Annotated in this window: 19 protein-coding genes; 7 read left to right on the top strand and 12 right to left on the bottom strand. The window is 60.1% G+C overall.

Features of this window, described 5'->3' with window-relative positions:
* Window positions 1-18: 18 nt before the first annotated feature.
* Genes DES53_RS18145 through DES53_RS18135 form a run of 3 tightly spaced genes read right to left on the bottom strand, consistent with a single transcriptional unit; the run spans window position 19 to window position 5,013 of the window.
* A complete protein-coding gene (locus DES53_RS18145; RefSeq protein WP_113959703.1) occupies window positions 19-2,784 on the bottom strand; it encodes a PSD1 and planctomycete cytochrome C domain-containing protein in 2,766 nt (921 codons plus the stop codon).
* 43 nt (window positions 2,785-2,827) lie between these two features.
* On the bottom strand, window positions 2,828-4,468 hold the full coding sequence (locus tag DES53_RS18140) for a LamG-like jellyroll fold domain-containing protein (RefSeq protein WP_113959702.1): 1,641 nt from the start codon (window positions 4,466-4,468) through the stop codon (window positions 2,828-2,830).
* 2 nt (window positions 4,469-4,470) lie between these two features.
* A complete protein-coding gene (locus tag DES53_RS18135; protein ID WP_113959701.1) occupies window positions 4,471-5,013 on the bottom strand; it encodes a sigma-70 family RNA polymerase sigma factor in 543 nt (180 codons plus the stop codon).
* Between the two features lie 159 nt (window positions 5,014-5,172).
* Between DES53_RS18135 and DES53_RS18130 the strand changes: the two genes are divergently transcribed.
* Genes DES53_RS18130 through DES53_RS18120 form a run of 3 tightly spaced genes read left to right on the top strand, consistent with a single transcriptional unit; the run spans window position 5,173 to window position 8,533 of the window.
* Entirely contained in the window at window positions 5,173-6,396 is a 1,224-nt protein-coding gene (locus tag DES53_RS18130) for an MFS transporter (protein ID WP_113959700.1), read from the top strand.
* A 6-nt stretch (window positions 6,397-6,402) separates the two neighbouring features.
* Entirely contained in the window at window positions 6,403-7,548 is a 1,146-nt protein-coding gene (locus DES53_RS18125) for a M20 family metallopeptidase (RefSeq protein ID WP_113959699.1), read from the top strand.
* A 43-nt stretch (window positions 7,549-7,591) separates the two neighbouring features.
* Window positions 7,592-8,533 carry an amidohydrolase family protein gene (locus DES53_RS18120; protein ID WP_113959698.1) on the top strand — a complete coding sequence of 314 codons (942 nt, stop codon included), beginning with the start codon at window positions 7,592-7,594 and terminating at the stop codon, window positions 8,531-8,533.
* 25 nt (window positions 8,534-8,558) lie between these two features.
* On the opposite strand, the gene DES53_RS18115 is transcribed toward DES53_RS18120, so the two are convergent.
* From DES53_RS18115 to DES53_RS18080, 8 genes are all read right to left on the bottom strand, one after another.
* Entirely contained in the window at window positions 8,559-8,975 is a 417-nt protein-coding gene (locus tag DES53_RS18115; RefSeq protein ID WP_113959697.1) for a hypothetical protein, read from the bottom strand.
* A gap of 20 nt (window positions 8,976-8,995) precedes the next feature.
* A complete protein-coding gene (locus tag DES53_RS18110; protein ID WP_113959696.1) occupies window positions 8,996-9,811 on the bottom strand; it encodes a hypothetical protein in 816 nt (271 codons plus the stop codon).
* A 19-nt stretch (window positions 9,812-9,830) separates the two neighbouring features.
* The gene (locus DES53_RS18105; protein ID WP_113959695.1) at window positions 9,831-11,960 is read right to left on the bottom strand and encodes a serine/threonine-protein kinase; all 2,130 of its coding nucleotides are present in this window, start codon (window positions 11,958-11,960) and stop codon (window positions 9,831-9,833) included.
* A 147-nt stretch (window positions 11,961-12,107) separates the two neighbouring features.
* Entirely contained in the window at window positions 12,108-14,489 is a 2,382-nt protein-coding gene (gene secD / locus DES53_RS18100; protein ID WP_113959694.1) for a protein translocase subunit SecD, read from the bottom strand.
* A 70-nt stretch (window positions 14,490-14,559) separates the two neighbouring features.
* Complete coding sequence (yajC, locus tag DES53_RS18095) at window positions 14,560-14,913, bottom strand: preprotein translocase subunit YajC (RefSeq protein ID WP_211325597.1); 354 nt, start codon at window positions 14,911-14,913, stop codon at window positions 14,560-14,562.
* Window positions 14,910-16,043 carry a tRNA guanosine(34) transglycosylase Tgt gene (gene tgt / locus DES53_RS18090; RefSeq protein ID WP_113959693.1) on the bottom strand — a complete coding sequence of 378 codons (1,134 nt, stop codon included), beginning with the start codon at window positions 16,041-16,043 and terminating at the stop codon, window positions 14,910-14,912. The genes yajC and tgt overlap by 4 nt, the downstream gene beginning before the upstream one ends.
* Window positions 16,044-16,109: 66 nt before the next feature.
* Window positions 16,110-16,583 (bottom strand): hypothetical protein, encoded by a 474-nt coding sequence (locus tag DES53_RS18085; RefSeq protein ID WP_147263465.1) that lies wholly within the window; start codon window positions 16,581-16,583, stop codon window positions 16,110-16,112.
* A gap of 43 nt (window positions 16,584-16,626) precedes the next feature.
* Entirely contained in the window at window positions 16,627-18,228 is a 1,602-nt protein-coding gene (locus DES53_RS18080) for a hypothetical protein (protein WP_113959691.1), read from the bottom strand.
* Window positions 18,229-18,374: 146 nt separating this feature from the next.
* On the opposite strand from DES53_RS18080, the gene DES53_RS18075 reads away from it, so the two are divergent.
* Window positions 18,375-19,538, top strand: a complete 1,164-nt coding sequence (locus DES53_RS18075) for a lactonase family protein (protein ID WP_113959690.1) — start codon at window positions 18,375-18,377, stop codon at window positions 19,536-19,538.
* Between the two features lie 161 nt (window positions 19,539-19,699).
* On the opposite strand, the gene clpX is transcribed toward DES53_RS18075, so the two are convergent.
* Window positions 19,700-20,980, bottom strand: coding sequence for an ATP-dependent Clp protease ATP-binding subunit ClpX (gene clpX / locus DES53_RS18070; RefSeq protein ID WP_113959689.1), 1,281 nt, complete (start codon window positions 20,978-20,980; stop codon window positions 19,700-19,702).
* Between the two features lie 152 nt (window positions 20,981-21,132).
* Here clpX and DES53_RS18065 point away from each other — a divergent pair, with 152 nt between their 5' ends.
* The 3 genes from DES53_RS18065 to DES53_RS18055 are packed head-to-tail and all read left to right on the top strand — an operon-like array spanning window position 21,133 to window position 24,412.
* The gene (locus DES53_RS18065) at window positions 21,133-22,332 is read left to right on the top strand and encodes a hypothetical protein (protein WP_147263464.1); all 1,200 of its coding nucleotides are present in this window, start codon (window positions 21,133-21,135) and stop codon (window positions 22,330-22,332) included.
* A gap of 56 nt (window positions 22,333-22,388) precedes the next feature.
* Window positions 22,389-22,682: a hypothetical protein gene (locus DES53_RS18060; RefSeq protein ID WP_113959687.1), complete on the top strand. Its 294-nt coding sequence runs from the start codon at window positions 22,389-22,391 to the stop codon at window positions 22,680-22,682.
* A gap of 29 nt (window positions 22,683-22,711) precedes the next feature.
* Window positions 22,712-24,412, top strand: a complete 1,701-nt coding sequence (locus DES53_RS18055) for a right-handed parallel beta-helix repeat-containing protein (RefSeq protein ID WP_170157201.1) — start codon at window positions 22,712-22,714, stop codon at window positions 24,410-24,412.
* Window positions 24,413-24,447: the final 35 nt, after the last annotated feature.

The following is a 24,447-nucleotide window of genomic DNA, read 5'->3' as shown; positions in this document are numbered from 1 at the left end:
TGGTGTTCGTCGTCATCGTTATCGCAGGTACATGAATTCATTCGCGGCCATCAGCGTGTGGCAGAGCAGCGTCCAGGCGTCGCGTTCTCCAGACTTGCTCTTCACGAAGGCGAGCGCGCGTTGTTCTTCAGGTGGTGTGGCTGCGCGTGCGTACAGGATCTCATAAGCGCGCTGCACGCGTGCAGGGTCTGCCGATTCCTGGCCCAGCAACTTGGCCGCCAGCTTCTCAGCGGAGGTGGTGGCTAGTGGCGAATTCAACATGATGAGCGCCTGAGGCGCGACCACGGTGGAGTTACGGCTGCCGGTGGGCATGGTGGGATCCGGGAAGTCGAACTGCTCCAGCAAATCATAAAGGTTGTTCCGGATGATGGGCAGATAGAGCGCTCGTCGCGGCGACTCGTACGTGGTCGCGTCCTTGGAGGTGTGGTTGAAAACAAACTCGCGATTGCGCAGGGGTACCGTCTTGCCTCCGACTTTCAGTTCGAGTGAACCGCTTGCAGCCAGCAGGGCATCACGGATTTCCTCCGCTTCGAGGCGCTGAAGATTCGCACGCCACAGGAGTTTGTTCTCGGGATCCGCCAGCGCGGGATCTGGTGATGAGGAAGGCTGTCCCGCGGAAGGATGCAGTGAGGCCATCTGGTACACACTCGACTTCATCAGCAGGCGGTGCATGTCCTTCACACTCCAGCCGTTCTCCATGAAGTTGCGCGCGAGCCAGTCGAGCAGCGCAGGGTGGGAGGGTTTGTCTCCCAGGATCCCAAAGTTGTCCGTGGTGCCCACGATGCCGCGTCCGAAGTGCCAGCGCCAGATGCGGTTCGCCATCACGCGTGCAGTGAGGGGATGCTCCGTGCTCGCCATCCACCGGGCCAGTTCCAGGCGGCCGCTCTGTTTCACGGGAAACACCGGCTTGGTGAAGGAGACGCGCATCACGGTGGGAAACCCGCGCTCGATTTCCTTGCCGAGGGTGAGGTAGCTGCCGCGAATATGCACGGGTAGGGTGCGGCTGATGGTGCCGTCCGCCACGCCCATGAGTGCGGGCGGATCCGGTGTCTTGTCCTCCATTTCCATGAGCGCAGCCTGCATCTGCTCGACTTCGGCCAGCATGGTCTGGTCGAAGGCATCCGCGTCCTTGTCGGGCATCACGAGGAATCCACCGGCGTCATTGAGCGCATCATGCGCGGTAGCGAGTTCTGGTTCGACGGGCCTGGTGGCTTTCGGGTCCTTTTTCTTGGCGGCTACGAGACCTTCTGCGGCATCACCGAAAAGCCTGGCGTAGTGGTTTCTCACTCCCGCGACATCACCCGACTTCGCAAGCGTATGCCACTTGTCGAAGAATTCCTTCTCGGTCGCGCGGGCGAGGAACTGGCGGCAGGTAAGGAGATAGCGCGCGCGCAAGCCATGCTTGGCAGCGATGGCTTCCACTTCTTTGAAGTCAGGGTCATCGGGCAATTCCACCGAGGCTGCGAGGTAGTTGGCAGCGTTGCGTTGCAGATCCGCCTTCAATGAAGCGCGAGTGTCGGTGTTGTACTTGGTGATCTTTGCACGCTGAGCTTTGACATCCGCCTCGTACTTCTTCTTGGCTTCGAAGTCGGCCGGTGTGGCGAGGTTGTGTTCGTACCAGTACTTGATCGCGCCGGTGCGTTCGTCCGCCAGGCTCTTCGTGCTGCGGAAGATGGCGGCCATCGCATAGTAGTCTTCCTGCGAGAAGGGGTCGAACTTGTGGTCGTGGCACCGCGCGCAGCCGATGGTCATGCCCATGAAGGCCTTGCCCAGCGTGTCGAGCTGGTCGTCGATGATGTCCATCTCCAGCTTCCGCACATCGGGTTCCGCCAATACCTTGGCTCCGAGGGAAAGGAACGCGGTGGCCGTGAGTGCATCCAGCCGTGCGGTGGTATCTTGTGTGGGAAGAAGGTCGCCGGCGAGCTGCTCGATGAGGAACTGATCGTATGGCTTGTCTTCGTTGAAGGCGCGCACCACGTAGTCGCGATACCGCCACGCATGGCCCAGAGTCACGTTCTCGTCGAGACCATTGGAGTCGGCATAGCGCGCAACGTCCAACCAATGGCGGCCCCAGCGTTCGCCATACTGCGGTGAAGCAAGAAGGCGGTCGATGACGCGGTTGAAGGCTTCGGGTGAGTTGTCCGCGAGGAAGTCTGTGACCTCCTTCGGTGTGGGCGGTAGACCGGTGAGATCAAACGTGGCGCGGCGGATCAAGGTGCGCTTGTCCGCGGGAGGCGCAGGGCTCAGACCTGACTTTTCCAGTGAATCCAGGATGAACGCATCCACCGGGGTCTGCACCCACGCGGTGTTCTTCACGGTGGGAAGTGCAGGATTGCTTACTGGAGCGAAGGACCAGAATTTGCGACCTTCATCAAAGTTGATGCCCTGCTTCGCCGGGGCTGCAGCGCTTTTGGCTCCACGCGGATCCGGTGCACCCATGGACACCCATTTCTCCAAATCACGAATCTGCTCGGCGGTGAGCTGATTCTTCGGCGGCATCTGCAGGTCGCGATTCTTGTACCGGATGGCCTCGATGATCTTGCTCTTGTCCGGATCGCCAGGCACGAGGGAGGGGCCCGAATCACCGCCAATGAGCATGGCCTCCAGCGAGTCCATGATGAGGCCGCCCTTCACCTTCTTCCCTGCGCTGTGGCATTCGTAGCATTGCTCCACGAGCACGGGGCGGATGCGTTTCTCAAAGAAATCCACCTCCTCCGCGGAGGGCGCGGCAAGCATGCCGCAGGCGGGAATGACACAGGCAAGCGCTGTCAGACGGATCAACATGACGGGCAAGGCAGGCAGTGGTGGAGGTTGAGGTGAGGAAATCTCAGCGAGCGAGTTGGCGAATCTCGGCATCGCTCAGGGCACGTGAAATCAGGCTGAACTCATCCATGCATCCGTTGAAGTTGCGCACGGGCTGCTGGCGCTTATCCGGCGTGGGAGTCCAGTTGCCGAGCTCGACGAGACCCGGAGAAAGTTGCACCGGTTCCTTGATGGGATGCGTGGAGAAGCGTGCGCCATTCACATAGAAGCGGACTTCACGCGCCTCGAGGTCATATGCCATCGCCAGATGCACCCACTGGCCGAAGCGCTCGGGAGTGAAGAGCACGGGGCTGATGTAGTCCTGCCAGCGCACCGGTACTCCATGGCCGGGCCGCCCGGGGCCTTCACCCACACCGAGGCAGAGCGAGCCATCGTGCAGCACCTGCCAGTGCATGTAGCCAGCGCCGAGGCCCTGGGTCATGCAGATGGAGCTCTGGCGGATATTCAGGCCGTTCAGTTGCACACTCGTGATGGCGGTGAGCTGGCGGTACTGCCCGGGGATATTCAACCGCACGCGATCACTCAGGCTGCGGAATTGCAGGGCCTGCTTGCCTGTGCCCGGCCAGCGTCCTTGGGTCCAGGTGCAACCCACGATCGTGCCGGCAGCGATGTCGGGACCGTTCGGTGCGGCGTTCTTCAAGGAACGGGCGCCAGCTCCATCCTGGAAATCCAGACGCAGAAGCAGCGCAGGGTCACGCAGTTGCTGCGCTGAGGTCTGCTGCCATGCATCGAAGGACTGGCGTTGCGAAGCCTGCACACGCGAGTCCAGGTCCCTGCTGAACGCGAAGCCGGTGTCATCGGCGTTCATGGTGTCGGAGCCTTCCATGCGTGCGGCTTGTCCTGTGGTGAGGAGTTGCATGGCTGTTTTGGGGCGATGCAGTTCCACCTCGCCCTTGAAGACATGCAGCGCAGGTGTGTCGCTCGTCAGATCCAAGCCGAACTCGGTGCCGAGGTCGACCAGGTCTCCCTTGGGGGTGCCGATGCGGAAGCCTCGTGCATGGAAAGGCACATCCGCACTGAAGCGGCCGCTCTTACAATAGGCTTCACCGGCAGAGATGAGCTTGAGCTCCGCAGGCCCCTCGATGCACAGGCGGGCTCCCTGGAAGAACTCAATCTCCGCCACACCACTGCGCAGCTTCAGTTCACCGGGAGACAGAGGTTCATGGAGCGAAGGGGTTGCCCCATTGCCTTCCCACACGAGGTCCACGCCGCGGGTGAGCACGGCCACGGCGGAAGTGGTGGCTTCGTCTTTGATGACGACATTCGATCCGCTGGGGGAAACGGAAGGTGTGATGGCGCTGGGTTGTGGCCACAGAGTCCATGTGACGGCACCAATGACAATGCCAGCAGCCATGGAGGCGATGACGCGCCAGGTGACACCGCGTGGAGCTCGCGACTTTTGCGCATTTGCCGGAGTCGCTGGTGCCGCGGCAGATGCAGGCGCACTGCTCTGGATCACGCTCGCGCGTTGTGACCAGGCTTGCAGCGCATCTTCCGCATCTTGAAATGCAAACCATTCACGGCGGGTGTCAGGAGACTCGGTGAGGAGCAGGCAGAGTCTTTCGTGGTCTCCCGGCGAGATGGTGCCATCCGCCTTCATGGCGAAGAGCCGCAGGAGTTCGTGGTCAGTGGGGGAGGGGTTCATGGTCAGGCCTCCTGCGCCAGACGGCGCTTCATGCAATCGCCCAACAGCCGGCGCAGGGCGTTGAGCTTGTTGTAGACGGTTTGGGGAGCGCGGCCCTGCTGCTGTGCCAGCGTGGCGATGTCCGCGTTGTTCATGTAAAAATCACGCACGAGGTCGCGCGAGGGGGAGTCGAGCTCCTCGATGCAGCGATCCATGGCGGCCAGCCGGGCTTCGCGATGTTCCAGATCCGCAACGCGTTCCTCCGCGAGCCGGTTCATCAGGGCATCATCAAAGTGCAGCTTGGACCGGGCGGCGGTGCGTTGGAAGTTCTTCGCCTCGTAGAACGCGAAACTGCTCGCCCAGGAGAAGAAGTCCTGCGTTTGGTCAAACTCGCTGAACTTCCGCCACATGGTGATGCTGGCGCGTTGCAGCACGTCCTCTGCATCCGTGCCATTCCCCAGCATGACGCGCAGAAAGCCCAGCAGGCGTCCATGCACGGCATTGAGCCGCAGGATGAACTGCTCGCTGAGCTCGGACCGGTCCGGGGCTGGAGTGTCGTCTGGCATCTGCCGGGTATTGTCCGGTACTCCGCGAGTTTACCGATCTTATTTGCACTTTAAAAACTGGTGGCGGGCGGCGCTCCAGCAATAATCGCCGCCGGGCAGACAGGCCTTTCTGACTGGATTGTCCCATCCACTCCCGCGTCTCTACACCACCGCTGCTGCATGCGCTCCTCCAAGCCCGCCGTGATCCTTGTGCTGCTCGTTTTCGCGGTGACAATCAACTACATCGACCGGGGCAGCCTCTCCGTGGCAAAGACGAATGTGGGGGAGGAATTCAAGCTGGACGATGTGAAGATGGGCTGGCTCTTCTCGGCGTTTTCCGCCAGCTATGCCATCTGCCATCTCGCTGCCGGATGGCTGGTGGATCGGTACAGCGTGAAATGGGTCTACGCATTCGGGTTTCTCATCTGGTCCCTGGCGACCGTGGGTATGGGCCTGGCCAATGGCCTCGTCTCCCTCCTCATCCTGCGGGTGCTGCTGGGGGCAGGGGAGAGCGTGGCCTTCCCGGCGACATCACGAGTCATTGTGGACAACTTCAACGAGCAGCAACGCGGCCTGGCTAATGCGCTGATTGACGCAGGCACGAAGATAGGCCCGGCCCTCAGCACCTTGGTGGGAGGGCTCGTCCTGGCCCATTACGGGTGGCGCGCCTTGTTCATCGTTGTCGGTGTCGGCAGCTTGGTGTGGCTGGTTCCGTGGCTTCTCGCGGTACCTTCAGAGAAGCATGCTTCGCATCAGGCAAACGCAAAACGTGCGGATGCCACACCCATGAAGGACATTCTCAAGCGTCCGGAACTGTGGGGTACTTCCCTCGGATTTTTCTGCTTGGGCTATGCGTGGTACTTCGTGGTGTACTGGCTTCCCTCCTACCTGCGTGAGGGGCGTGGCTTTACCACGGAAGAAATGGCCGTGTATGGCTCGCTTCCTTTCTGGGCGATGGCGGCAACTTCGCTGACAGGTGGGTGGATGTCGGATCGCTGGATCTCGGCGGGTGCCACGCCCACAAAGGTACGCCGGACATTTCTTTTTGGCGGCCTGCTGCTCTGCGCGCTGTTCATGTGGTCCATCACCCTGGCAGCGGGGTCGGTGATGTGCATTGTACTCCTGATTGCTGCGTGTGCCTCACTGGGCCTGTACACTTCCAATGTTTGGGCCGTCACCCAGACGCTCGCCGGGCCCACCGCATCCGGCCAGTGGACGGGCGTGCAGAACTTTGTGGGGAACCTTGGAGGTGTGGTTTCGCCGCTGGTGACTGGATGGATCGTCAAGTCCACCGGTTCCTACACGAATGCATTCATCATTTCCTCGATCGTGCTGCTCGCAGGCGTGGGTGCTTATCTCACTCTTGTGCCCCGCGTGCAGCCCATCCAGTGGAGCAAATCCTGATCTCTCATGGCATCCCTTTCTCTTGTCGATACCCTCGCCTCTCTGGTGCGCATCAACAGCGTGAACTCGTCCTATGACGACGGACCGGGAGAGCGCGAAATCGCCACATGGGTGAGAACCTACTTCGAGCAGCGCGGCATCGAAGTGTGGGAACAGGAGGTGTTCCCAAATCGACCAAATGTCATCGCACGACTGCCGGGCAAGAATCCCCATCGACGCATCATTCTGGAAGCGCATACGGACACCGTCTCCGTGAAGGGCATGACCATCCCACCCTTCGAGCCTCGCATCGAAGATGGGAAAATGTATGGCCGTGGCTCGTGTGATACGAAGGCCGGGCTTGCGGGCATGATGCATGCGCTGGCGACGCTTCACGAAGAAGGCATCCAGCCACCATGCGAGGTCTGGCTGGCTGCAGCAGTGGATGAAGAATTCTCGTATCGTGGTGTGGTGAAGCTCTGCGAAGGGCTCGCGGGTCATGCAGCCCTGGTGGCAGAGCCCACCGGATTGCGTGCTGTGATTGCTACCAAGGGCGTGTTGAGATTTCGTATTTTGGTTCGTGGCAAGTCCGCACACAGCTCGAAACCGCATCTTGGTGTGAATGCCATCAACCACATGGCGCGCATCGTCCTCGCGCTGGAGCAGGACCATCTTCGATTGGCTGCCAACCCACACCCATTGTTGGGGCCGGCGACGTGCAACGTGGGCGTCATCCATGGGGGAGTGCAGATCAATTTTGTGCCCGACGCGTGTGCCATCGAGATCGATCGGCGGCTGCTTCCGGGAGAGCGCACGGGCGACGTGCTGGCGCACTACCAGGGGATACTGGATCAATTGAAGACGGAGCATCCTACCATGGAAGCCAGCATCGAAGAGCCACCGCTGCTCACGGATGAAGCCCTGGAGACACCGGCGGAATCCGCCGCCGCGCAGTGCGCCAGCGCCGTCCTGCGCGATATGGGCCTCAATGGGGAACTCTGCGGCGTGCCCTTCGGATGCGATGCCAGCAAGCTTTCACGGCAGGGCATTCCGAGTCTCGTCTTCGGTCCCGGCAGCATCGATCGTGCGCACGCGGCGGTGGAATATGTGGAGCTCGATCAGGTGCAGCAGGCTTTTGAGTTCTACCGGAATTTCATTCTTCGCTTCGAATGATTCATCCATCATCATTGCAGTTGTCGCCTCATCTACCATCATCATGAGCATCTCGCCCGCCCCCACCTCCCGCCGTTCGTTCCTGCGTTCCACCGCGCTTGCGGCTCTTGTTACACCTGCACTTCTGCCTGCTGCAGACGAGGATGTTTCCAAGAACTGCATTGATGCGCACGTGCACGTGTGGACACCGGATACGGAGCGTTATCCGTTGGGCGAGGGCGCGACCAAGAAAGGCATGGCTCCCTCGAGCTTCACTCCCGAGGAACTCTTTGCTCACACCAAGCCGAGCGGCGTGAGTCGCATCGTGCTCATCCAGATGAGCTTCTACCAATTCGACAACTCCTACATGCTCGATGCGATGAAACAGCATCCCGGCGTATTCGGCGGCGTCGCCATCGTAGATGAGTCCGAGCCCGATGTGGTGGATACCATGAAGCAACTGGCAAAGCAGGGTGTGCGAGGTTTCCGCATCTACACGGACAAGGAGAAGGCGGAAGCCTGGCAGAGCTCCGCCGGGATGAAGGCGATGTGGTCCCACGCCGCCGATGCCGGGCTTTCCATGTGCTTGCTGGCCAACCCAGATGCGCTGCCCGCAGTGCAGAAGATGTGTGCGCAATTTCCGAAGACACGCGTGGTGATTGATCACTTCGCACGCATCGGCATGAAGGGCGCGGTGGACCAGAAAGATCTCGATAGCCTCTGCCGTCTTGCGGAATCGGAGCACACCTTCGTGAAGACCTCCGCGTTCTATGCTCTGGGAGTGAAGAAAGCGCCGTACACCGACCTCGGTGCCATGGTGCGCCGCCTGCGCGATACTTACGGAGCTTCACGCCTCATGTGGGCCAGCGACTGTCCCTTCCAGGTGGAAGATGGCCACACGTACAAGGATTCCATCGCACTTATCCGTGAACGCCTCGACTTCCTCACGGCAGAGGACAAGGCATGGATGCTGCGCAAGACGGCGGAGAAGGTGTTCTTTTCCTGAGGAAGGACACGGGCCTTACAGCTGACTATTCATCATCGCCCACTGCAACACGCAGCGCCTCCTCGAAGGCGTCTGCTTCCGTGTAGATGCGCATACGCGATCCGAATTGCGTGAACTTCTGCACGAAGCTGGCGGTCAACTCGACGAACCGTGAACCACAGAGAATGCTCAGTCGCTGGATGTGTTCGCGATGAGTCGTCATCCAGCGTGCCCAGTCCGCGCTCACTTCGAGCGATGCTGCAGGAACGCCGCGGGCATCAATGAAAATTTCGAAGGGCGCTCCATGCTCGACATCAGAGTCCAGTTCACGAAAGGGCGCATCGCCGAATTCCCCAACATCATGACCTTCAATGATGGCGTGTACGACTCCGGTGGCGGGCCGCTGCAGAGTGAAGGTGCAGTGGGCGCCCTTGAAGATGCGTGGAGGAGCTTGTGTGCTCATGAGGCAGGGGAAATGATCAATCAGGATTCGGGCCTCGCTGTGCCCACGGTGAGATCATCAATCCACAGCGTCTGCGCATGAGGGAGCAGCCCGGGCCCGAAGTAGGGAGTGAGCAGATACTGATTGAACTTCATGTTGGGGAAGTCCGTGGATCGCAGAATCACATCATTCCGATCCACCACCAGCTTTCCGTCGAACCAGGCCCGCACGATGCCGTCCGCGTTCGGCTTGTCCGCTTTCATGTCGAGCGAGTTGAGTTGGAAGAGCGCCTCCACACAGTGCCATTGATCATCCTCGAAGAGCACCTCTTCGCTGTCGAACATCCTTCCATTGTAGCCACCTCGCAGCGGCCCTTGGGTAAGGCCGTGAGGTGCATCCTTGTTCTGGATGTCTTGCGCAGCGAGCCGCAGCTTGCCGTTCCACGGTTCGATGTACACGGTGAGATGGCTGGCTGCCGGACCGTGGAACTTTTGATTTTCCGTGGTCATGAAATGCATGAGATGCGGGTGATAGCCACGCTCCGTCCAGCCCCAGCCTTTGGAGAGCCGGACGTGTACTTTCAGATACACCGAGTCCGAGGGCGCAAACAGGCGTCGCATCCCTCCGGAGGTGGAGGGCACAGTGCCGCCCTGCTGCCAACCGTATTCAATGCAGGCACTTCCTGCCTTTGGCTGGCTCGACGAGAGCTGGATCTTGCTGAGATCATACCATCCGCGCTCCTGCAGCTTCGAGTTTTCAAAACCTTCGGTGAAGGGGAGGTGAGGAGGGCTGGCATTCTGTGCCGAAGCAACGCAACCGATGAAAGTGGCAGCCAGTATCAGGAGCAAGCTGCGCATCGGATGCGGATGTTGCTGCTTATTTGATGGCATCCGCGGCAGTTCTGGCCAGCTTCATCTTTTGCAGGACCACTGGTGCTGAACCCGCCTCGGTGGTCTTTGCGGTGAATGTCAGTGTGGTGGGTAGCTTGTAGCTTGTCAGATTCTTTTTGGTCTTGGGAGAATTTGTGACCGAGGTGCCTTGCTTGGGATTCACATAGACCTCCACCACCACATCAGCTGTGCTGTCCGCTTTCTTCGTGAAGGTCCATTTCAAGACAAGCTTGAGCGGTACTCCTGCGTTGGCCGGCAATTCCTCAGTTTCGCCCTTGATGGAAATCTTCAATCGATTCTCATGGGGAGTGACGATGATGGCACTGCCGGAGGGAGCGTTTGCCGTTCCGAGGAGGTCAAATTCCAAGGGTGAGGCTCCGGCACCAGGGTGCCAGAGGTCGAGTGACACGGCAACGCTGTTGTTGTGGAAGGTGCCCCCGGGATCGAGTTCGCGACTGATGGAGGAATCTGGTGTCGAGGCGAGCAATACACCCTGATATTTTCCATCTGCCGACTTGCCTTTGGTGGCCTGGCTCGCTTTCCACGGCGTCTTCCAGCCCGTGCCTCCATTCGCCCCTTCAAGAGTCATGCCGTCCGCGTAGTTGAAGGGTTCCACTGCGGAAATGAGCTTGGAGTTGTTTGGAGGCGGAGTCTGGGGCTTGGTCGGTTTGGAGCCTGACTTGGCGGAGAGCGATTTTGGCGGAGGCTTCTGTGCTGATGCGTTCGCTGTCACCGCGACTGCGGCACCCGATGATTTGGAGGGCGATTTGGTGGCAGTGGTGGAGGATTTCGTGTTCGCCTGATCGGCACTTTCAGAAGGTGCAGCCGCTGCTGCCAGGTCGGATTCCTTGGGGGATGCGGTGCGCAGCCGGCTCTTTAGAGATGCCACCATTTCCTTGCGCCAGTCAGGTCCCCATTCCTCCTCTGCCCACCAGACGAAAAGCACCCCTACGGCGGCCAGTACACAGCAGGTCAGCACTCCGGCCATCAGCTTGCTCGCCATGGAACCACGCTCTTGAGCGGAAACTGAATCTGCCCCGGACGGTCTCGTCAGAAGCGCAGTTGGCGCGGATGGCGAAGCTGCTGAAGGTGGGCCGGAGTCTCCGGGTGTTTGTCTGAGCTTCTCCGTCCTTGCTGCTGAAGGACGGGTTGCTATCGGCTTGGCAGGCAGCGTGGGCGCATTTGGATTCGCTGTCGATGTCGACGTCGGAGCAGGCGGAGCAGGAGCCGCCGCTGATGAGCCACTGCCAGAGGACGCCTTCGTTTCCGAGGCATCTACAAAGGCAATCACCTGATTCAGCACTTCCAGTGCCTTGGTCATCGTCGGTGGACGATCACGCGGCTGCCAGCGGAGCAGCCAACCCAGCCATTGGCTGAAATGCTTGTCCACCTCCGGCTGCAAGCCTGCCAGCGTACTGGGGTCAAAAGCGCCCCATTCCACCAACAGCTCCTCGCGCGTGTGCGATTCCACCGGCAGGCGGCCGGTGATGAGGAACCAGAGCGAGGCTCCGAGCGAGAACAGATCCCCCTGCACGGAAGTAGGGTGACCATGGTGCCTCTCCGGCGCCATGAATTGCATGGTCTCCGGTGGCTGTAGCGTGCGGCATGAAGAAAGACCCCAGTCCTGCAGCTGTACGGACAGACGACCGTCCGTGTCGGTGCCAATGACGATGTTGCTGGGCTTCACGTCGCCGTGGGGGAAGGCTGCCCGCTCGCCCACCAGCAGGGCTTCGCAGAGCTGTTTGGCGACTTGGCGTGCCTCGGCCGGTGTGAGCAGCCGTTCCTTGATGGGGAACTCGCTCCCAGCCATGCCTGGCATCATCGGGTATACCAGCACGGTGCCCTCAGGATCGTCATAGGCATCCATCAACTCGGCAATGCGAGGATGCCTGAGCCGCATGATGGCGGGAGCAACGGCCAGAACCTGTGCGCTGTTCAGCGGATGGGAGGCCTGCTCCATCAGCACCTTGAAGAGCACCTCGCGATGGGAGCTTCGTTGCACCGCCCGATACACGACCCCCGCGGTGCCAATCGACACGCGCTCCTTCACCGAGTATGCGTCAGGCGCATGCGAGGTGTCGGAAGATGGGGGGGTTGCAACCTGTTCCGTGGTCATGGACTGACTGCGCCAGAACCAAAGGGTACCGGTCCGCCCGAGCAAAGTCACGCCTGAATCTCTATTCGGGGTCTGGAAAAGCAAAATCGGCCATGCCCACCAGGGAGCATGGCCGATAAAGGGTTGCGAGTACGGTGACTGCGGAGCTTAGGACGCGACGACGGGTGGCTTGTTGGCCGCTTCGCGGGAGGCTTCCGTGTCCAGCACCTGGCGACGCAGGCTGGTGCCGGTCTTCTTCGCGTACCAGAGCACGATCGGGGAGGCGATGTAGATGGAGGAGTAGGTACCCACCAGCACACCGATGATGATCGGCAGTGAGAGGTCCTTCATGGCCTGGCCGCCAAAGAAGTAGAGCGCCGCCATCGGGCCGAGGGTTGTCACACCGGTGAGCAGTGTACGGCTCAGGGTCATGGAGATGGCCTCGTTCATGATGTCGCGAATGTCACCGGTACGCGCCTTGATGATTTCGCGGATACGGTCGAACACCACGATGGTGTCGTTGATGGAGTAGCCTGCCACCGTGAGCAGCGCGCCGATGTGAATCACCGAGAGCTGTTGCCCCAGAAGGACTGCCAGGCCGATGGTGATCACGCAGTCATGGAGAAGCGCGATGATGGCTCCCATGGCGAAGGACATCTCGTAGAAGATCACGAGGTACAGGAAGATACCCAACATCGCGCAGCCGAAGGCGATGATGCTCTTCACGGCGAGGTCCTTGCCGATGGAGGCACCCACGCGGTCGCTCTGGCCACCCGTAAGCTTGCCTGCAAACTTTTGTTCCAGCAGGTCCTTCACCTTCGGGCCGTCATCCATGTCACTACGCACACTGATTTGCTGGCCGGTACCGGTGCTGTTTTGCTGAACGTAGGTGCCGTCGATCTTGGCATCCAGGAGGGTCTTCTCCACAGTGTGGGCGTCGATGCCGGCATTGGGAGCGACCTGGAAGCGGGTGATGGCCCCGCCACGGAAGTCGATGCCGATGGCGTCTTCACCCTTGATGACAAAGGCGAGAGCGGAAATGGCGGCCAGCGAGAAGGAGCCGATGATGAACGGACGTGCCTTGCTCAGCATGTCAAAGATACCTTCCGGGATGATCTGGGTGACGGTGATCTTCTTCAAGATGCCGGCATCCGTGAACCAGTTGAACACCACGCGGGTTACCACCAGGCCGCCCAGCAGGGTGCCGATGATACCGACCGTGAGGGTGATGGCGAAGCCCTTGATGAGGCCGCTTCCCAGGGTGAAGAGAATGACGGCGGAAATCAGCGTCGTGAAGTTCGCGTCGAAAATCGCGGAGAAGGCCTTGTGGAAGGCGGCATCGAGCGCCGCTGCCAGGGTCTTGCCCGTCTTCATTTCCTCTCGCAAGCGTTCGTAGATGAGCACGTTCGCGTCCACCGCCATACCGACCGTGAGCACGATGCCGGCGATGCCGGGCATGGTCATGGTGAAGTTGAAGAGGGACATGGCTCCGAAGACCATCAGCATGTTCACCACCAGACCCACGAGGGCAATGAGGCCCGCTGTGCGGTAGTAGATGAGCAGGAAGGCGGCCGTCATGATGAGACCGGCAATACCCGTGTAGATGGCCTGCTTGATGGTTTCCTGACCGAACTGGGCGGACACCGTGTTGTCTGCCAGAATCTCCATGGGGTTCTTCAGCGGATTCTGCAGCGCGGTGGCCAGGTTGCGGGCTTCCTTCTCTTCAAAGTCGCCGGTGATGACGCAGTGACCACCCGTGATGGCAGTCTGGATGACCGGGGCAGAAAGCACTTCACCGTCCACGATGATGGCGAAACGCTGGCCCACGTTGGCCGTGGTGAGTTCTCCGAACAGCGTCGAGCCGGGGCCGTCGAAGTTCATCAGAATTTCAAGCCCTGTGGGCGGGTAGGCAACCCAGGCCTCGTTCACGTGCGTGCCGTCCATGTCCGGGCGGTTCTTCACGAGATAAGCTTCCGGAGCATCCGGCTTGTTCTTCCGCTCGCGCGAGGGCATGGCCACAAAACCAGGCTCGATGCCGCCTCCCTGTGCTTTGTGTGTCGCGAGGACCTGCTCACTCTGAGGATGCACGAGGCGGAACTCAAGGTGCGCCGTCTGCTGGATTTGCTGACGCACGGTGGCAATCTCAGAGGGCTCCACCCCAGGCATCTGGATGACGATCTGCTTGTCCCCTTGGGGAGTCATCGTCAGGCCCAGCGAACCGTTCGGGTCGAGACGCTTTTGCAGCGTGGCGATGGCCTGCTGCACGGAGTCGGGGTTCACCTGTTTTTCTTCACCCTTCTCGTTCAAGCCGGGTTTGAGCTGGACGATGAATTCGCTGCCACCAATGAGGTCCATCCCCATCTTGAGATTGAGCGGCTTGTTGGTGAAAACATTCCATCCGTCGACCGCCCAGATGCAGAACAGGCTGACCGCGACTGTGAGAATCGTACCGACTAGTTTTTTCTTCCGATGCTCCGTGGTGCCCATATAGAACATCAGGAGAAAAATCAGGGCAGCGCCCCAGAAAAAGGTCAGTGGCAGGGACTTCATACTAACGGTGAGGAGGGAAAAGGGGTAGGGGTGGCAAAGTGCGGATGCACCAAACGCGCGGGGGAGGAGATTATTTCTTAACCTCGGCGGGTGTGGCGTCCTTCGGAGTGATCTTGCGGGCGATCGCGCTGCGATCGAACTCGACCTTGCCTTCGATCATTCTCACCACAACGGTGTTTTCCTTCACGGTGGTGACGGTGCCGTGGGCTCCGCCAATGGTCACGACTTCATCTCCGGGTGCGATGGCCTTCTGCAGGTCTTCAGATTCCTTCTGCTTTTTGCGCTGGGGACGGATGAGGAGGAAATACATCATCACCATCATCAGGATCATCATGACCGCGAAATTGCCGCCGCCGCCACCGGGCGGAGGTGGTGCCCCTTGGGCGAGCAAAGCAGCGTGAGCTGTGATGACGGAATGGATCATGCTTCTGAGGTGTGGTTTTTATACTTGGAGGTGAATTCCCTGCGGAACTCGCTGAAGTAACCGCCTTCAATGGCAGTCCGGGCACGGGACAGGAGGGACAGGTAGAAATGCAGATTGTGAAGGGAAATCAACCGCAATCCCAGGATTTCACCCGCCTTGATGAGGTGGCGGATGTAGGCGCGCGTGAAGCCCTGACAAAGGGGATGCGTGTCCTCACTGATGGGGCGGAAGTCCCGTGCGAAGCAGTTGTTTTTCAGGTTCATCGACCCTTCATCCGTGAACGCGGTGCTGTGCCGTGCGAGGCGGGTGGGGAGCACGCAGTCGAACATGTCGATGCCGCGCGCCACCATTTCAATCATCTGCGGCGGAGTGCCCAAGCCCATGGCGTAGCGCGGCTTGTCCATGGGCAGGTGGGGGACGCTGTTTTCGACGCCAGCCATCATCTCAGGCTCCGGCTCACCTACACTGACGCCACCCACGGCGTAGCCGTCGAACCCCATCGCCACCAGCTCTCTGGCCGAGCGCGCACGCAGTTCCGCGTAGGATGATCCCTGGACAATGCCGAAGTGCAACTGCCTGCCACCGCCGGTCATCGGTTGGTTCTTATCTACCCATTCCCGACAGCGCCGGGCCCAGCGCAGGGTGAGGTCCAGGCTCTTGCTCGCGTAGGACGCCTCGCAGGGGTGGGGCGGGCATTCGTCGAAGAGCATGGCAATATCCGAGCCGAGACCAGCTTGGATTTCCATGGCAGTTTCAGGGCCGAGGAACATCGGTGAACCATCCACATGATTCTGGAAATGAACGCCTTCCTCCTTGATTTTGCGGAGCTTGCCCAAGGAAAACACCTGGAATCCCCCGGAGTCGGTCAGGATGGGTTTGGACCAGTTCGCAAAGGCATGCAGACCACCCGCTTCTTTGACGATGTCCACCCCCGGTCGCACGGCGAGGTGGTAGGTATTTCCCAGGATAATCTGCGCGCCGATAGCCTCAAGTTCAACGGGATGCACCGTTTTGACAGACCCCTGAGTGCCCACCGGCATGAACACGGGGGTTTCGATGGCGCCATGGGGTGTCACGAGGCGGCCGCGACGCGCGAGCGTCTGGGAGTCCGTGGCGAGGAGGGTGAACATGGGGCGCGCAGAGTGCCAAGTTTGCGCGTCTGTGCAAATGAGAACTCTGCGCCAGTCTCCCGCGGATTATGTTTGCGTCGGCAGCCAGTCCCCGATCTCGATGTGGATGTGCGGCGCCGCTGTTTGCAGAGCTTGGAAAAATGCCTTCTGATCTGGGATCAGCGCGGATGGAAGTTCCATCCTGATTCCCGATTTGAGGACAAGATACTCACTCGTGACCTCGGTCCCTCCCTCGACAACCGATGTGATGGAGGCGAGTGGGAATACCCACCTCCGCATGCCGAGTCCCTGCATGTCGTTCCAGACCAGCTCTGTTTCGCTGATCTCGATGAACGCCACCTTCGGGTGGGAAAGGTGCCAAAGGTACGCGGCCAGCGAGGCCACGCCACCCGCGCCAATCAAGGCACACAGCCCCTTCCCGAAAGGGTGATCAAAGATGGCCCAGCCGTAGATGGCCATGGCCACAATGGGAGTGACAAACAGCAGTCCCGCCAGACCCTGTCTTGAGGTTTTGCAAGCGTGGAAATAGTGCCGGATCACGGGATTGAGTCACCCGCACTAAGTGGGATGTTCACAGGAAAGGTCACTGCTTCGCGGTGCGGTTGTATCCCACGAACTCGATCTCTCCCGCCTTGTTCTTCACGAAGCGCAGCACTTCGTGGACCGTGGCATTCGCGTACTCCGAGTCCGCATGAAGGTAGAAGTTCACCAGACCGTCTTTCATTTCGAAGGTGGTGGACTTTTTGTCCGGCTTGAAGCTCTTCAACTCACCGAAGACACCATTGGACTTGGCAAGCTGGGCGGCAAACGCATCACGCGAAGTCCCCGTAAAAGCGCTGTCGTTCATCAGTGCCACCGCCTTGTCGGTGGCTCCACCCTTGAGATGGCCCATGAACTCCATCGCGATCTTGCCGCACTTGTCCATGTCCCCCTTGATGGCCTTTACGAGTTCGGGAGAAATCTCTTCGGACGATGATTTCGCGGGCGTAGCGGGAGCCGTGGGCGCGGCCACGGTGGCGCCGGCGCTCGCCGTCACCAAGTCGTAGGCCTGGCCTCCCAGCCTGGAGATCTCCTCCAACCACTGGTCGAAGTTCTTGTCCTGCTCCGCCTTGAACTTCTTCTGCGTTTCGTAGGGAGCCTTGTTGCGCAGCACGAATTGCGCGCTCGCAAGACCGTTCTCTGCCTTCTGATAACGCCAGAGATTCAACTCGGCGTCATTGCCCACCACCAGGATGAAAAAGATGGTGGCCGCCTCGGGCTGCATCACGATCTCTTTCACATAGCTGTTGGGGTGTTCCTTCTGCACCTGGGCCAGCACAGCCTTCGCCATGGTGGCAGCATCCGCTTTGGTCACATGGGTCCGCAGGCCGACCATCTTGCGATAGTCCTCGAAGGTTTCACCATCGCGCAGGTACTCGCGCAGTTCCGCCGTGGGTTGGCCGGGCGCGCTCTTTTTGTCCTTCAGGGTGTAGGTGTCCCCGCTGAAGGTGACTTTCGTGCCGTCTCCCACGGGTGCTGCGGAAGCACCGGTGGATCCTCCGGGGAGGCTCCAGACCTCCGTACCTGCGGCAGTGGCGCCGTTCACCGCCCAGCTGCCATCAATGATGTCCCCCTTGGGCACATAGCCTGCGACACCGAAGGAGCCATCCTTCGCGCCGCTAGCCGCGGCCAGGACATCACCCTTCCGCACACCCACGCCTTCGAAGCGTCCGCTCGTCAGCTGCCACACCACCTTGTACACATTCTCACCGGTCGCGGTGAAGGTGACCGTCCCCGGCGTGCCATCGGCAAAGCTCAGCGCGCCCTGGAAATCGGAACCCTTCAGTGCGTACGTGCTGCTTTCCTTCGGAGCGGCCGCCGTGGTCCAGACGGCCTCGATGGAGTTTCCTTTGATGCTATAAAGTGCCAGCGCGTAGAGATCCTTACCACCGTAGGCTGCGCCAATGGCCTTGTCCGTCTTGATGGCGATGCCTTCGGTGACTTCCTTGTTGGCGCCCGTGGTCCAGCGCGCCTTAGCCGTGGCGGAGCTCAGCTTGGTCAGTTCCACCTCACCCTTGTAGCTGCCTTTGCCTCCAGGGTTCGCTCCTTCCACCTGGAATTTCATTGCGTCCTGAGCAGGGGCGGCTGCTCCAAACATGGCCACACCGAGGGCCACCATCGCCACGCTAAGCAAATTCTTCAGCATGGAGTAGCATGGTGGAAGGACAAACTGGGGCGTCAACGCGAAAATCGGAAGTGCGGCAGAAACGTTTTGCTGGGGGTTGCCCGGACTTGCCACCGCAGAGGAGAATCGAAAGAATCGGCGCGCAAGTTCCTTTCCCCTTCTTCCTCATGAAACATCGATTCCTTTCCAGCATCCTCACGGCGGGCCTGATGGCGTCTTCTTCTCTTCTGGTCCAGGCCGCGAGCGATCAGTTCGTGTATGTCGGCACCTACACAAACAACAAGAATGCCCGTGTGGAGAGCAAGGGTATCTATGTCTTCGGCCTGGATTCAAAATCGGGCAAGCTGGAGCCCCTGGGACTGGCGGCAGAAGTGAAGAGCCCAAGTTTCCTTGCCATCTCGCCGGATAAAAAATTTGTGTATTCCGTATCCGAGCTTGCCGGCGCCTCTGGCGGAGCCATCAGCGCCTTCACCATTGATGCAGCCACGGGGAAACTTACCCAGCTCAACCAGCAGCCCACGGTGGGCGGCGGCCCGTGCCATGTGAGTGTGGACCCTTCCGGCAAGGCTGTGATGGCCGCGAACTACGGCGGCGGCAGTGTGGTGTCCTACCCAGTGAAAGCGGATGGTTCTCTTGGCGAACACGGTTCGTTCATCCAGCACACGGGCGCTTCCAACGCGAATCCCAAGCGCCAGAAGGATCCTCATGCTCACAGCATCAATGTGGATAAAACGGGCAAGTTCGCCTTCGCGGCTGACCTCGGCTGCGACAAGGTTTTCATCTACAAGCTGGATGCGGCCGCAGGCAAGCTCACGCCGAATGATCCTGCTTTCGCCGAAGTGCCGCCGGCCGGTGGTCCGAGGCACTTTGCCTTCCACCCGAGTGGGAAATACGGCTATGTCTGCAATGAGATGACCTGCACGGTCACCTCCTTCAGCTATGACGCGGACAAGGGCGCGTTGACCGCGCTGGAAACGATTTCCACGCTGCCTGCCGGTGTGGCGGTGGATCCGAAGTTCTCCACGGCGGAGACGGCGGTGCACCCCAGCGGAAAATTTGTCTATGTGTCCAACCGCGGCCATGACACCATCGCCATCTTCAAAGTGGATCCGGCGACCGGCAAGCTCACCTATGTGGAGAATGCTCCTGCCGGTGTGAACATCCCGCGCAACTTCGGCATCGACCCCACGGGCAAGTGGCTCATCACCGCCGGTCAGAACTCGAGCACCATCGCCGTGTTCAGCATCGACCAGGAAACCGGGAAGCTGAAGCCCACCGGCCAGACCTTCGATGTGGGCGCCCCGGTGTGCGTGCGCTTCCTGCAGAAGTGAGATCTCAAAATGGAAGGCTTCTCCAGAAGCCTTCCATTTTGTGGAGAGATTGAACTACAATTCGCGGAGGGAGGGGACGATGCGTTCCCTCTCTTTTTTTGAGGTCACGCGAAAACGCGTGGCAGCGTGTTCGTGAAAGGCTTCTGGAGAAGCCTTCTACGTTATGCCGCACTCTTTGCAGCGCTCTTCTTCACCAGCGGTGGGCGGTCGCCCTTTACCACGGCTTCCGTGATGGTCACGGCGCGCACGTCGCGGCGGCTGGGGATGTCATACATCACATCGAGCATGATGCGCTCGAGGATGCTGCGGAGACCACGGGCGCCTGTTCCGCGCTTCAGCGCTTCACGCGCCATGGCGCCGAGTGCATCGCGGTTCACCTGGAGATCCACGCCGTCCATGCCCAGCAGCTTGGCATACTGCTTGATGAGGGCGTTCTTCGGCTCGGTGAGCACGCGCACGAGTTCGTCCTCGGTGAGCTGCTCCATGGCGACGACCACGGGGAGACGACCGATGAACTCGGGGATGAGGCCGAAGCCGAGCAGATCCTCGGGTTCCACGTCCTTGCGGAGTGTTTCTTCCGTCATTTCACGGTTGAGCAGCTCGGCGCTGAAGCCAAGACCCTTGCCACCGCGGCGGCGCTTCATGATCTGCTCCAGCCCGACAAAGGCACCACCGCAGATGAAGAGGATGTTCTCCGTATTCACCTGGATGTACTCCTGTTGAGGATGCTTGCGGCCACCTTGCGGGGGCACGTTGCAGACGGTGCCTTCCAGAATCTTGAGCAGCGCCTGCTGCACGCCTTCACCACTCACGTCGCGGGTGATGCTGACGTTTTCCGTCTTGCGTCCGATCTTGTCGATCTCGTCCACGTAGATGATGCCGATCTCGGCGCGGGCCACATCGTAGTCTGCAGCCTGAAGGAGGCGCAGGATGATGTTCTCGACGTCTTCACCCACATAGCCGGCCTCGGTCAGCGTGGTGGCGTCCGCGATGCTGAAGGGCACGTTGAGTACTCGGGCAAGGGTCTTCGCGAGGAGGGTCTTGCCGCAACCGGTGGGGCCCACCAGCATCACGTTGCTCTTCTCAATTTCCACGCCTTCGAAGTCCGCCACAGCGGCGGGCTTGGCGCCAGCACTGGCGGCACCCGCCTGGGTGCTGAGGATGCGCTTGTAGTGATTGTGCACCGCCACGCTGAGCACCTTCTTCGCGTGGGCCTGGCCGATCACATGCTGATCCAGCGCAGCCATGATGTCCGAGGGACGCGGCACCACCAGCGGCGGATGGGTGTCCACCTCCTGTTGGGCTTCCTTGTCCAGGATCGACTTGCAGACGCCGATGCAGTTGTCGCAGATGTACACGCCGGGCCCGGCGATCAGCTTCTTTACTTCCGCGTGGCTTTTGCCGCAGAAGGAGCAGATGGTGAGATTGGAGGCACGGGCCATACTTGCTGGCTGGGATGAGGGTTGCGGAACTGTCGCATGGAGCGCGTATCAGGCGCAAGCGTTTTGTGGAGAACGAGGGAGGAGGTCTGGGAAGAATGAAATGGATGGTAAAACGCGTAGGAAGGGAGGCAGAATGGGCCCCACCACCGCGCATGAATTACGTCCGTCGAGCAGCCTCAGTCACCATTTGCATCGCAGCATTGAGTGTGCCCACGCTTCTTGAGGCCAAGAATTATCCCGCCGCCAAGGCGCTGGCGGCGCAGCTCAAGCCGCTGGGCCTGACCCCAAAGGCCGACCCCGGCGGCCTGGGCCGGGTGTCTGCGCAGATCCGCACCATCCTTGGGCACATGGAGAAATCCCAGGTCGAGGGAGGCCCGGGTGCGGAGGACCTGGTGGATACGGCCTATGATATGTTCCGGCCGGACGTGGGTCCGGTCCATCGGACCGCTGCCACCGGCGCCCTGGTGGAAATGTGGCGTACAGCCCGGGTTCTTGGGGCTTTCGATGGGGACCAGAAGTTCACCGGGAAAATCACCACCGGACCCGAACAAGGACAGCCGCTGGTCTTTGAATACATTGTTCCTGTGACCGAGGCGCCAGCCTTTTCCCGGGACGTGGCCAATGTGCGACTCGTGAGTCCCTCAAAGAAGCGCGTGGATGCCGCCGCCCTGACACCTCGGGAGCAGGCCTATCAAGCCACGCTCAAGGCCATCGACAGAGAAGTGTCGGGTATGAAAACGCTGGCAAAAATCGAAGATGGCGGGCCGCGAAACAGCGTGGGGCAGACCAAGGAGGAGGAAGCGAGGCTGTGGAAGGAGGCAATGGAGAAGAGTGGCGACGCGGCGAAGGAACTGCCCGACATCCACATCACCTGCCGCATGCTGGCCACGCCTTCGAACCGTACGGAAGACAAATGGAAGATCGGCGCGGAAATCACGAACCTCTCCCACCATCCGACTGAAGTGGAGGTGGAGTGTGTGATCATCGGCACCACGGACAAGTACCGGATCAACTATGTGATGGGGGAGAAGAAGGTGAAGCTCCAACTGCGTGGCGGCCAAGTGTCGGACATGGAGTTTCTCTCGACTCTGCGCGAAGGTGACTACAGGAATCGCACCGCTGACTTTGAGAAGCTGGACAAGAAGGAGCGTCCGAAGAATCGTGTGTTCTACCGGGGTACGATCTTCCGGGTACATCATGCCAAGGGTATCGCCGGGATGGCTGCTACGGATCCCTCGCTGCTCAGCCTCTTCGAAGAGGAAGGGGATCCCACGCTGGCGGACCTGCCCAAGCTCTACACTGACCCGAAGACCTGGCCGAAGCTCGCCATAGAGTCGGACTCGGCAAAATAGGTTGAGGTCTTGCGTGAAGGGGCGATCCGGCCGATGTGGTTGGACTCACCGCACACATGACCTTGGATTCACAACACCGCCTCTGCCGAGCTGGTATCATCATCGGTGTGCTCTTTTGCGTTGCAGCGGTGCTGGAGGTGGGGATTGGCGTGGTTGGGTACATTCGCAATCTCACTGATGCGACGGGAGAATTCCTGCAGGAGCCTGCTGATGTCGGTCGCTTCGCAGGCGAGTTCATCGTCACCACCATCACTCGGCTCTGGCCCCTGCCTTTCGCGGTTCTCTTCCTTGTACCTTCACTCATCTGGCGGCATCGACTGAATCGCAAAATGCGTGCTCTTCCCCGGTGAAAGTTACGATGGCTCTGTCTTCTCCATCAATGCTTCTGATGCTGTGCCTGACGTCTGTCCTCGCGGCATCGGCTCAGGAGGACTTCCGACCCCAGGTCAATGAGGCGCTGAAGCGCGGTGAGAAACGCATCGTCATCGCGCCTGGCACGTATCGTCTCGCGCCATTGACCGGTGGCGGCGGCGAGTTGTGGAATCTATCTGGTCTCAAGGATGTGGAGATCATTGCGGAGGGCGTAACGCTGGTGGGCACGAAGCTGATGCGAGCCATCAGCCTGCACCGGTGCTCTGGTGTGACACTGCAAGGTCTCACGGTGGACTACGATCCGCTGCCTTTCACACAAGGGGAGGTCATTGCAGCAGCGGAGGACGCGAGTTCCATCGACATCAAGATTCACGCGGGCTATCCACGAAGGCCATACTCACGCGTCGATGTGATTGATGCGAAGACACGTTATCGCAAGAAGGGCATGCCTTTCCTCTGGGGCACCAAGGCAGAAATGGTGGGTGAAGATGTGGTGCGCGTCCGTCTTGCAGGCATCGGAAAAGCAGCGCGCCCCGGGGATCTCGCCTCGCTGAGCACAGGTCAGGAAGCCGGAGCACCGCATGCCATTTCCGTGGACAGTTGCGAGCGCATCACCTTCCGCAATGTCACCGTGCACAGCGCCCCCGGCATGGGCATTCTGGAGGCAGACGGGGAAGGCGGGTCGTCATTCGTGCATTGCAAAATCGTGCCGGGTCCAAAGCCTCCGGGAGCAGCGGAGGAACGGCTGCTCAGCACTTCGTGGGATGCCTTCCAGAGCAAGACGATCCGCAAAGGACCACTCGTGGAGCATTGCGAAATCTTCCATGCCGGTGACGACTCCTGGAGTGTGCAATCATCCGACCATCTCGTGTTGAAGAACGAAGGCGGTGTGGTGGTGCTGGCCAGCCGGGATGAGTTCACCGAGGGTGTGCAGCTTGGCGACCGCCTGCGTACCAGCGTATCCTCACCGGAGTATCGCATCGCCTCGCGCAAGGTGGTGCCACGAAAAGAGGCTGCCCTGTCTGAAGAAGTGCTCGCGAAGCTCGCAGGTGCGGAAGCGTGGTCTGCGTGGAAGGTCAGTCCGAAGTGCATTGTGGTCACTTTGGATCGTGCCGCTGACCTCAAGAGCGGTGATAGCGTCTACTCGCCGGATCGCATGGGGAATGGATTCGTGTTTCGACATAATCATGTTCACAGCCCCGGACGCATTCTCTTGAAGGCAGGTGGTCTCATGGAGGGAAATGTGCTCGATACGCCGCATGCTCTCATCGCGTGTCCGGAACTGCCCGGCACGGCAGCCGTAGGTATTGAGGACATGGTGATTAAAGGGAACACCATTCGCAATGGAGGGTGGTTCTGCGCTGCTCCATGGTCGAGTCAGGCGGGCGTCATCTCCATCACGGCGACGCTTGATAACTCCAAGCTTCGCGCGGAACCTGTGTACAAGCACGTGTGTATCGAAGGCAATACCGTGGAAGGGGGCGCCGGTCCCTCGATCGTCATTTCATCCACGGATGGCGCAACGATCCGGAACAACCAGATAGTGTCACCCCAGCAGGACGCACCACCGGATACCGGTGCCAGCTACGGTATTCCCAAGGATGCCGTCATCTGGATTCACGAAAGTAAGGACGTGACGGTCGAGGGGAATGTCATCGAGAACGCCGGATCTTTTGCTGCCGGGCAGCAAGTGCAAATTCAGAAGTAGCCGCTTCAATGGCGGGCACCTACGCGGCGAAAGAG

Source organism: Roseimicrobium gellanilyticum, assembly GCF_003315205.1.
Classification (GTDB): Bacteria; Verrucomicrobiota; Verrucomicrobiia; order Verrucomicrobiales; family Verrucomicrobiaceae; genus Roseimicrobium; species Roseimicrobium gellanilyticum.
This window is presented reverse-complemented; position numbering and strand designations above follow the sequence as displayed.

What these genes read in the sequence shown, in the direction of transcription:
- yajC (WP_211325597.1), bottom strand. Translation starts at nt 14,913, where the DNA reads ATGATCCATTCCGTCATCACAGCTCACGCTGCTTTGCTCGCCCAAGGG.
- tgt (WP_113959693.1), bottom strand. Translation starts at nt 16,043, where the DNA reads ATGTTCACCCTCCTCGCCACGGACTCCCAGACGCTCGCGCGTCGCGGC.
- DES53_RS18075 (WP_113959690.1), top strand. Translation starts at nt 18,375, where the DNA reads ATGAAACATCGATTCCTTTCCAGCATCCTCACGGCGGGCCTGATGGCG.
- DES53_RS18080 (WP_113959691.1), bottom strand. Translation starts at nt 18,228, where the DNA reads ATGCTGAAGAATTTGCTTAGCGTGGCGATGGTGGCCCTCGGTGTGGCC.
- clpX (WP_113959689.1), bottom strand. Translation starts at nt 20,980, where the DNA reads ATGGCCCGTGCCTCCAATCTCACCATCTGCTCCTTCTGCGGCAAAAGC.
- DES53_RS18120 (WP_113959698.1), top strand. Translation starts at nt 7,592, where the DNA reads ATGAGCATCTCGCCCGCCCCCACCTCCCGCCGTTCGTTCCTGCGTTCC.
- DES53_RS18060 (WP_113959687.1), top strand. Translation starts at nt 22,389, where the DNA reads ATGACCTTGGATTCACAACACCGCCTCTGCCGAGCTGGTATCATCATC.
- DES53_RS18125 (WP_113959699.1), top strand. Translation starts at nt 6,403, where the DNA reads ATGGCATCCCTTTCTCTTGTCGATACCCTCGCCTCTCTGGTGCGCATC.
- secD (WP_113959694.1), bottom strand. Translation starts at nt 14,489, where the DNA reads ATGAAGTCCCTGCCACTGACCTTTTTCTGGGGCGCTGCCCTGATTTTT.
- DES53_RS18115 (WP_113959697.1), bottom strand. Translation starts at nt 8,975, where the DNA reads ATGAGCACACAAGCTCCTCCACGCATCTTCAAGGGCGCCCACTGCACC.
- DES53_RS18145 (WP_113959703.1), bottom strand. Translation starts at nt 2,784, where the DNA reads ATGTTGATCCGTCTGACAGCGCTTGCCTGTGTCATTCCCGCCTGCGGC.
- DES53_RS18055 (WP_170157201.1), top strand. Translation starts at nt 22,712, where the DNA reads ATGCTTCTGATGCTGTGCCTGACGTCTGTCCTCGCGGCATCGGCTCAG.
- DES53_RS18065 (WP_147263464.1), top strand. Translation starts at nt 21,133, where the DNA reads ATGAATTACGTCCGTCGAGCAGCCTCAGTCACCATTTGCATCGCAGCA.
- DES53_RS18105 (WP_113959695.1), bottom strand. Translation starts at nt 11,960, where the DNA reads ATGACCACGGAACAGGTTGCAACCCCCCCATCTTCCGACACCTCGCAT.
- DES53_RS18130 (WP_113959700.1), top strand. Translation starts at nt 5,173, where the DNA reads ATGCGCTCCTCCAAGCCCGCCGTGATCCTTGTGCTGCTCGTTTTCGCG.
- DES53_RS18110 (WP_113959696.1), bottom strand. Translation starts at nt 9,811, where the DNA reads ATGCGCAGCTTGCTCCTGATACTGGCTGCCACTTTCATCGGTTGCGTT.
- DES53_RS18135 (WP_113959701.1), bottom strand. Translation starts at nt 5,013, where the DNA reads ATGCCAGACGACACTCCAGCCCCGGACCGGTCCGAGCTCAGCGAGCAG.
- DES53_RS18140 (WP_113959702.1), bottom strand. Translation starts at nt 4,468, where the DNA reads ATGAACCCCTCCCCCACTGACCACGAACTCCTGCGGCTCTTCGCCATG.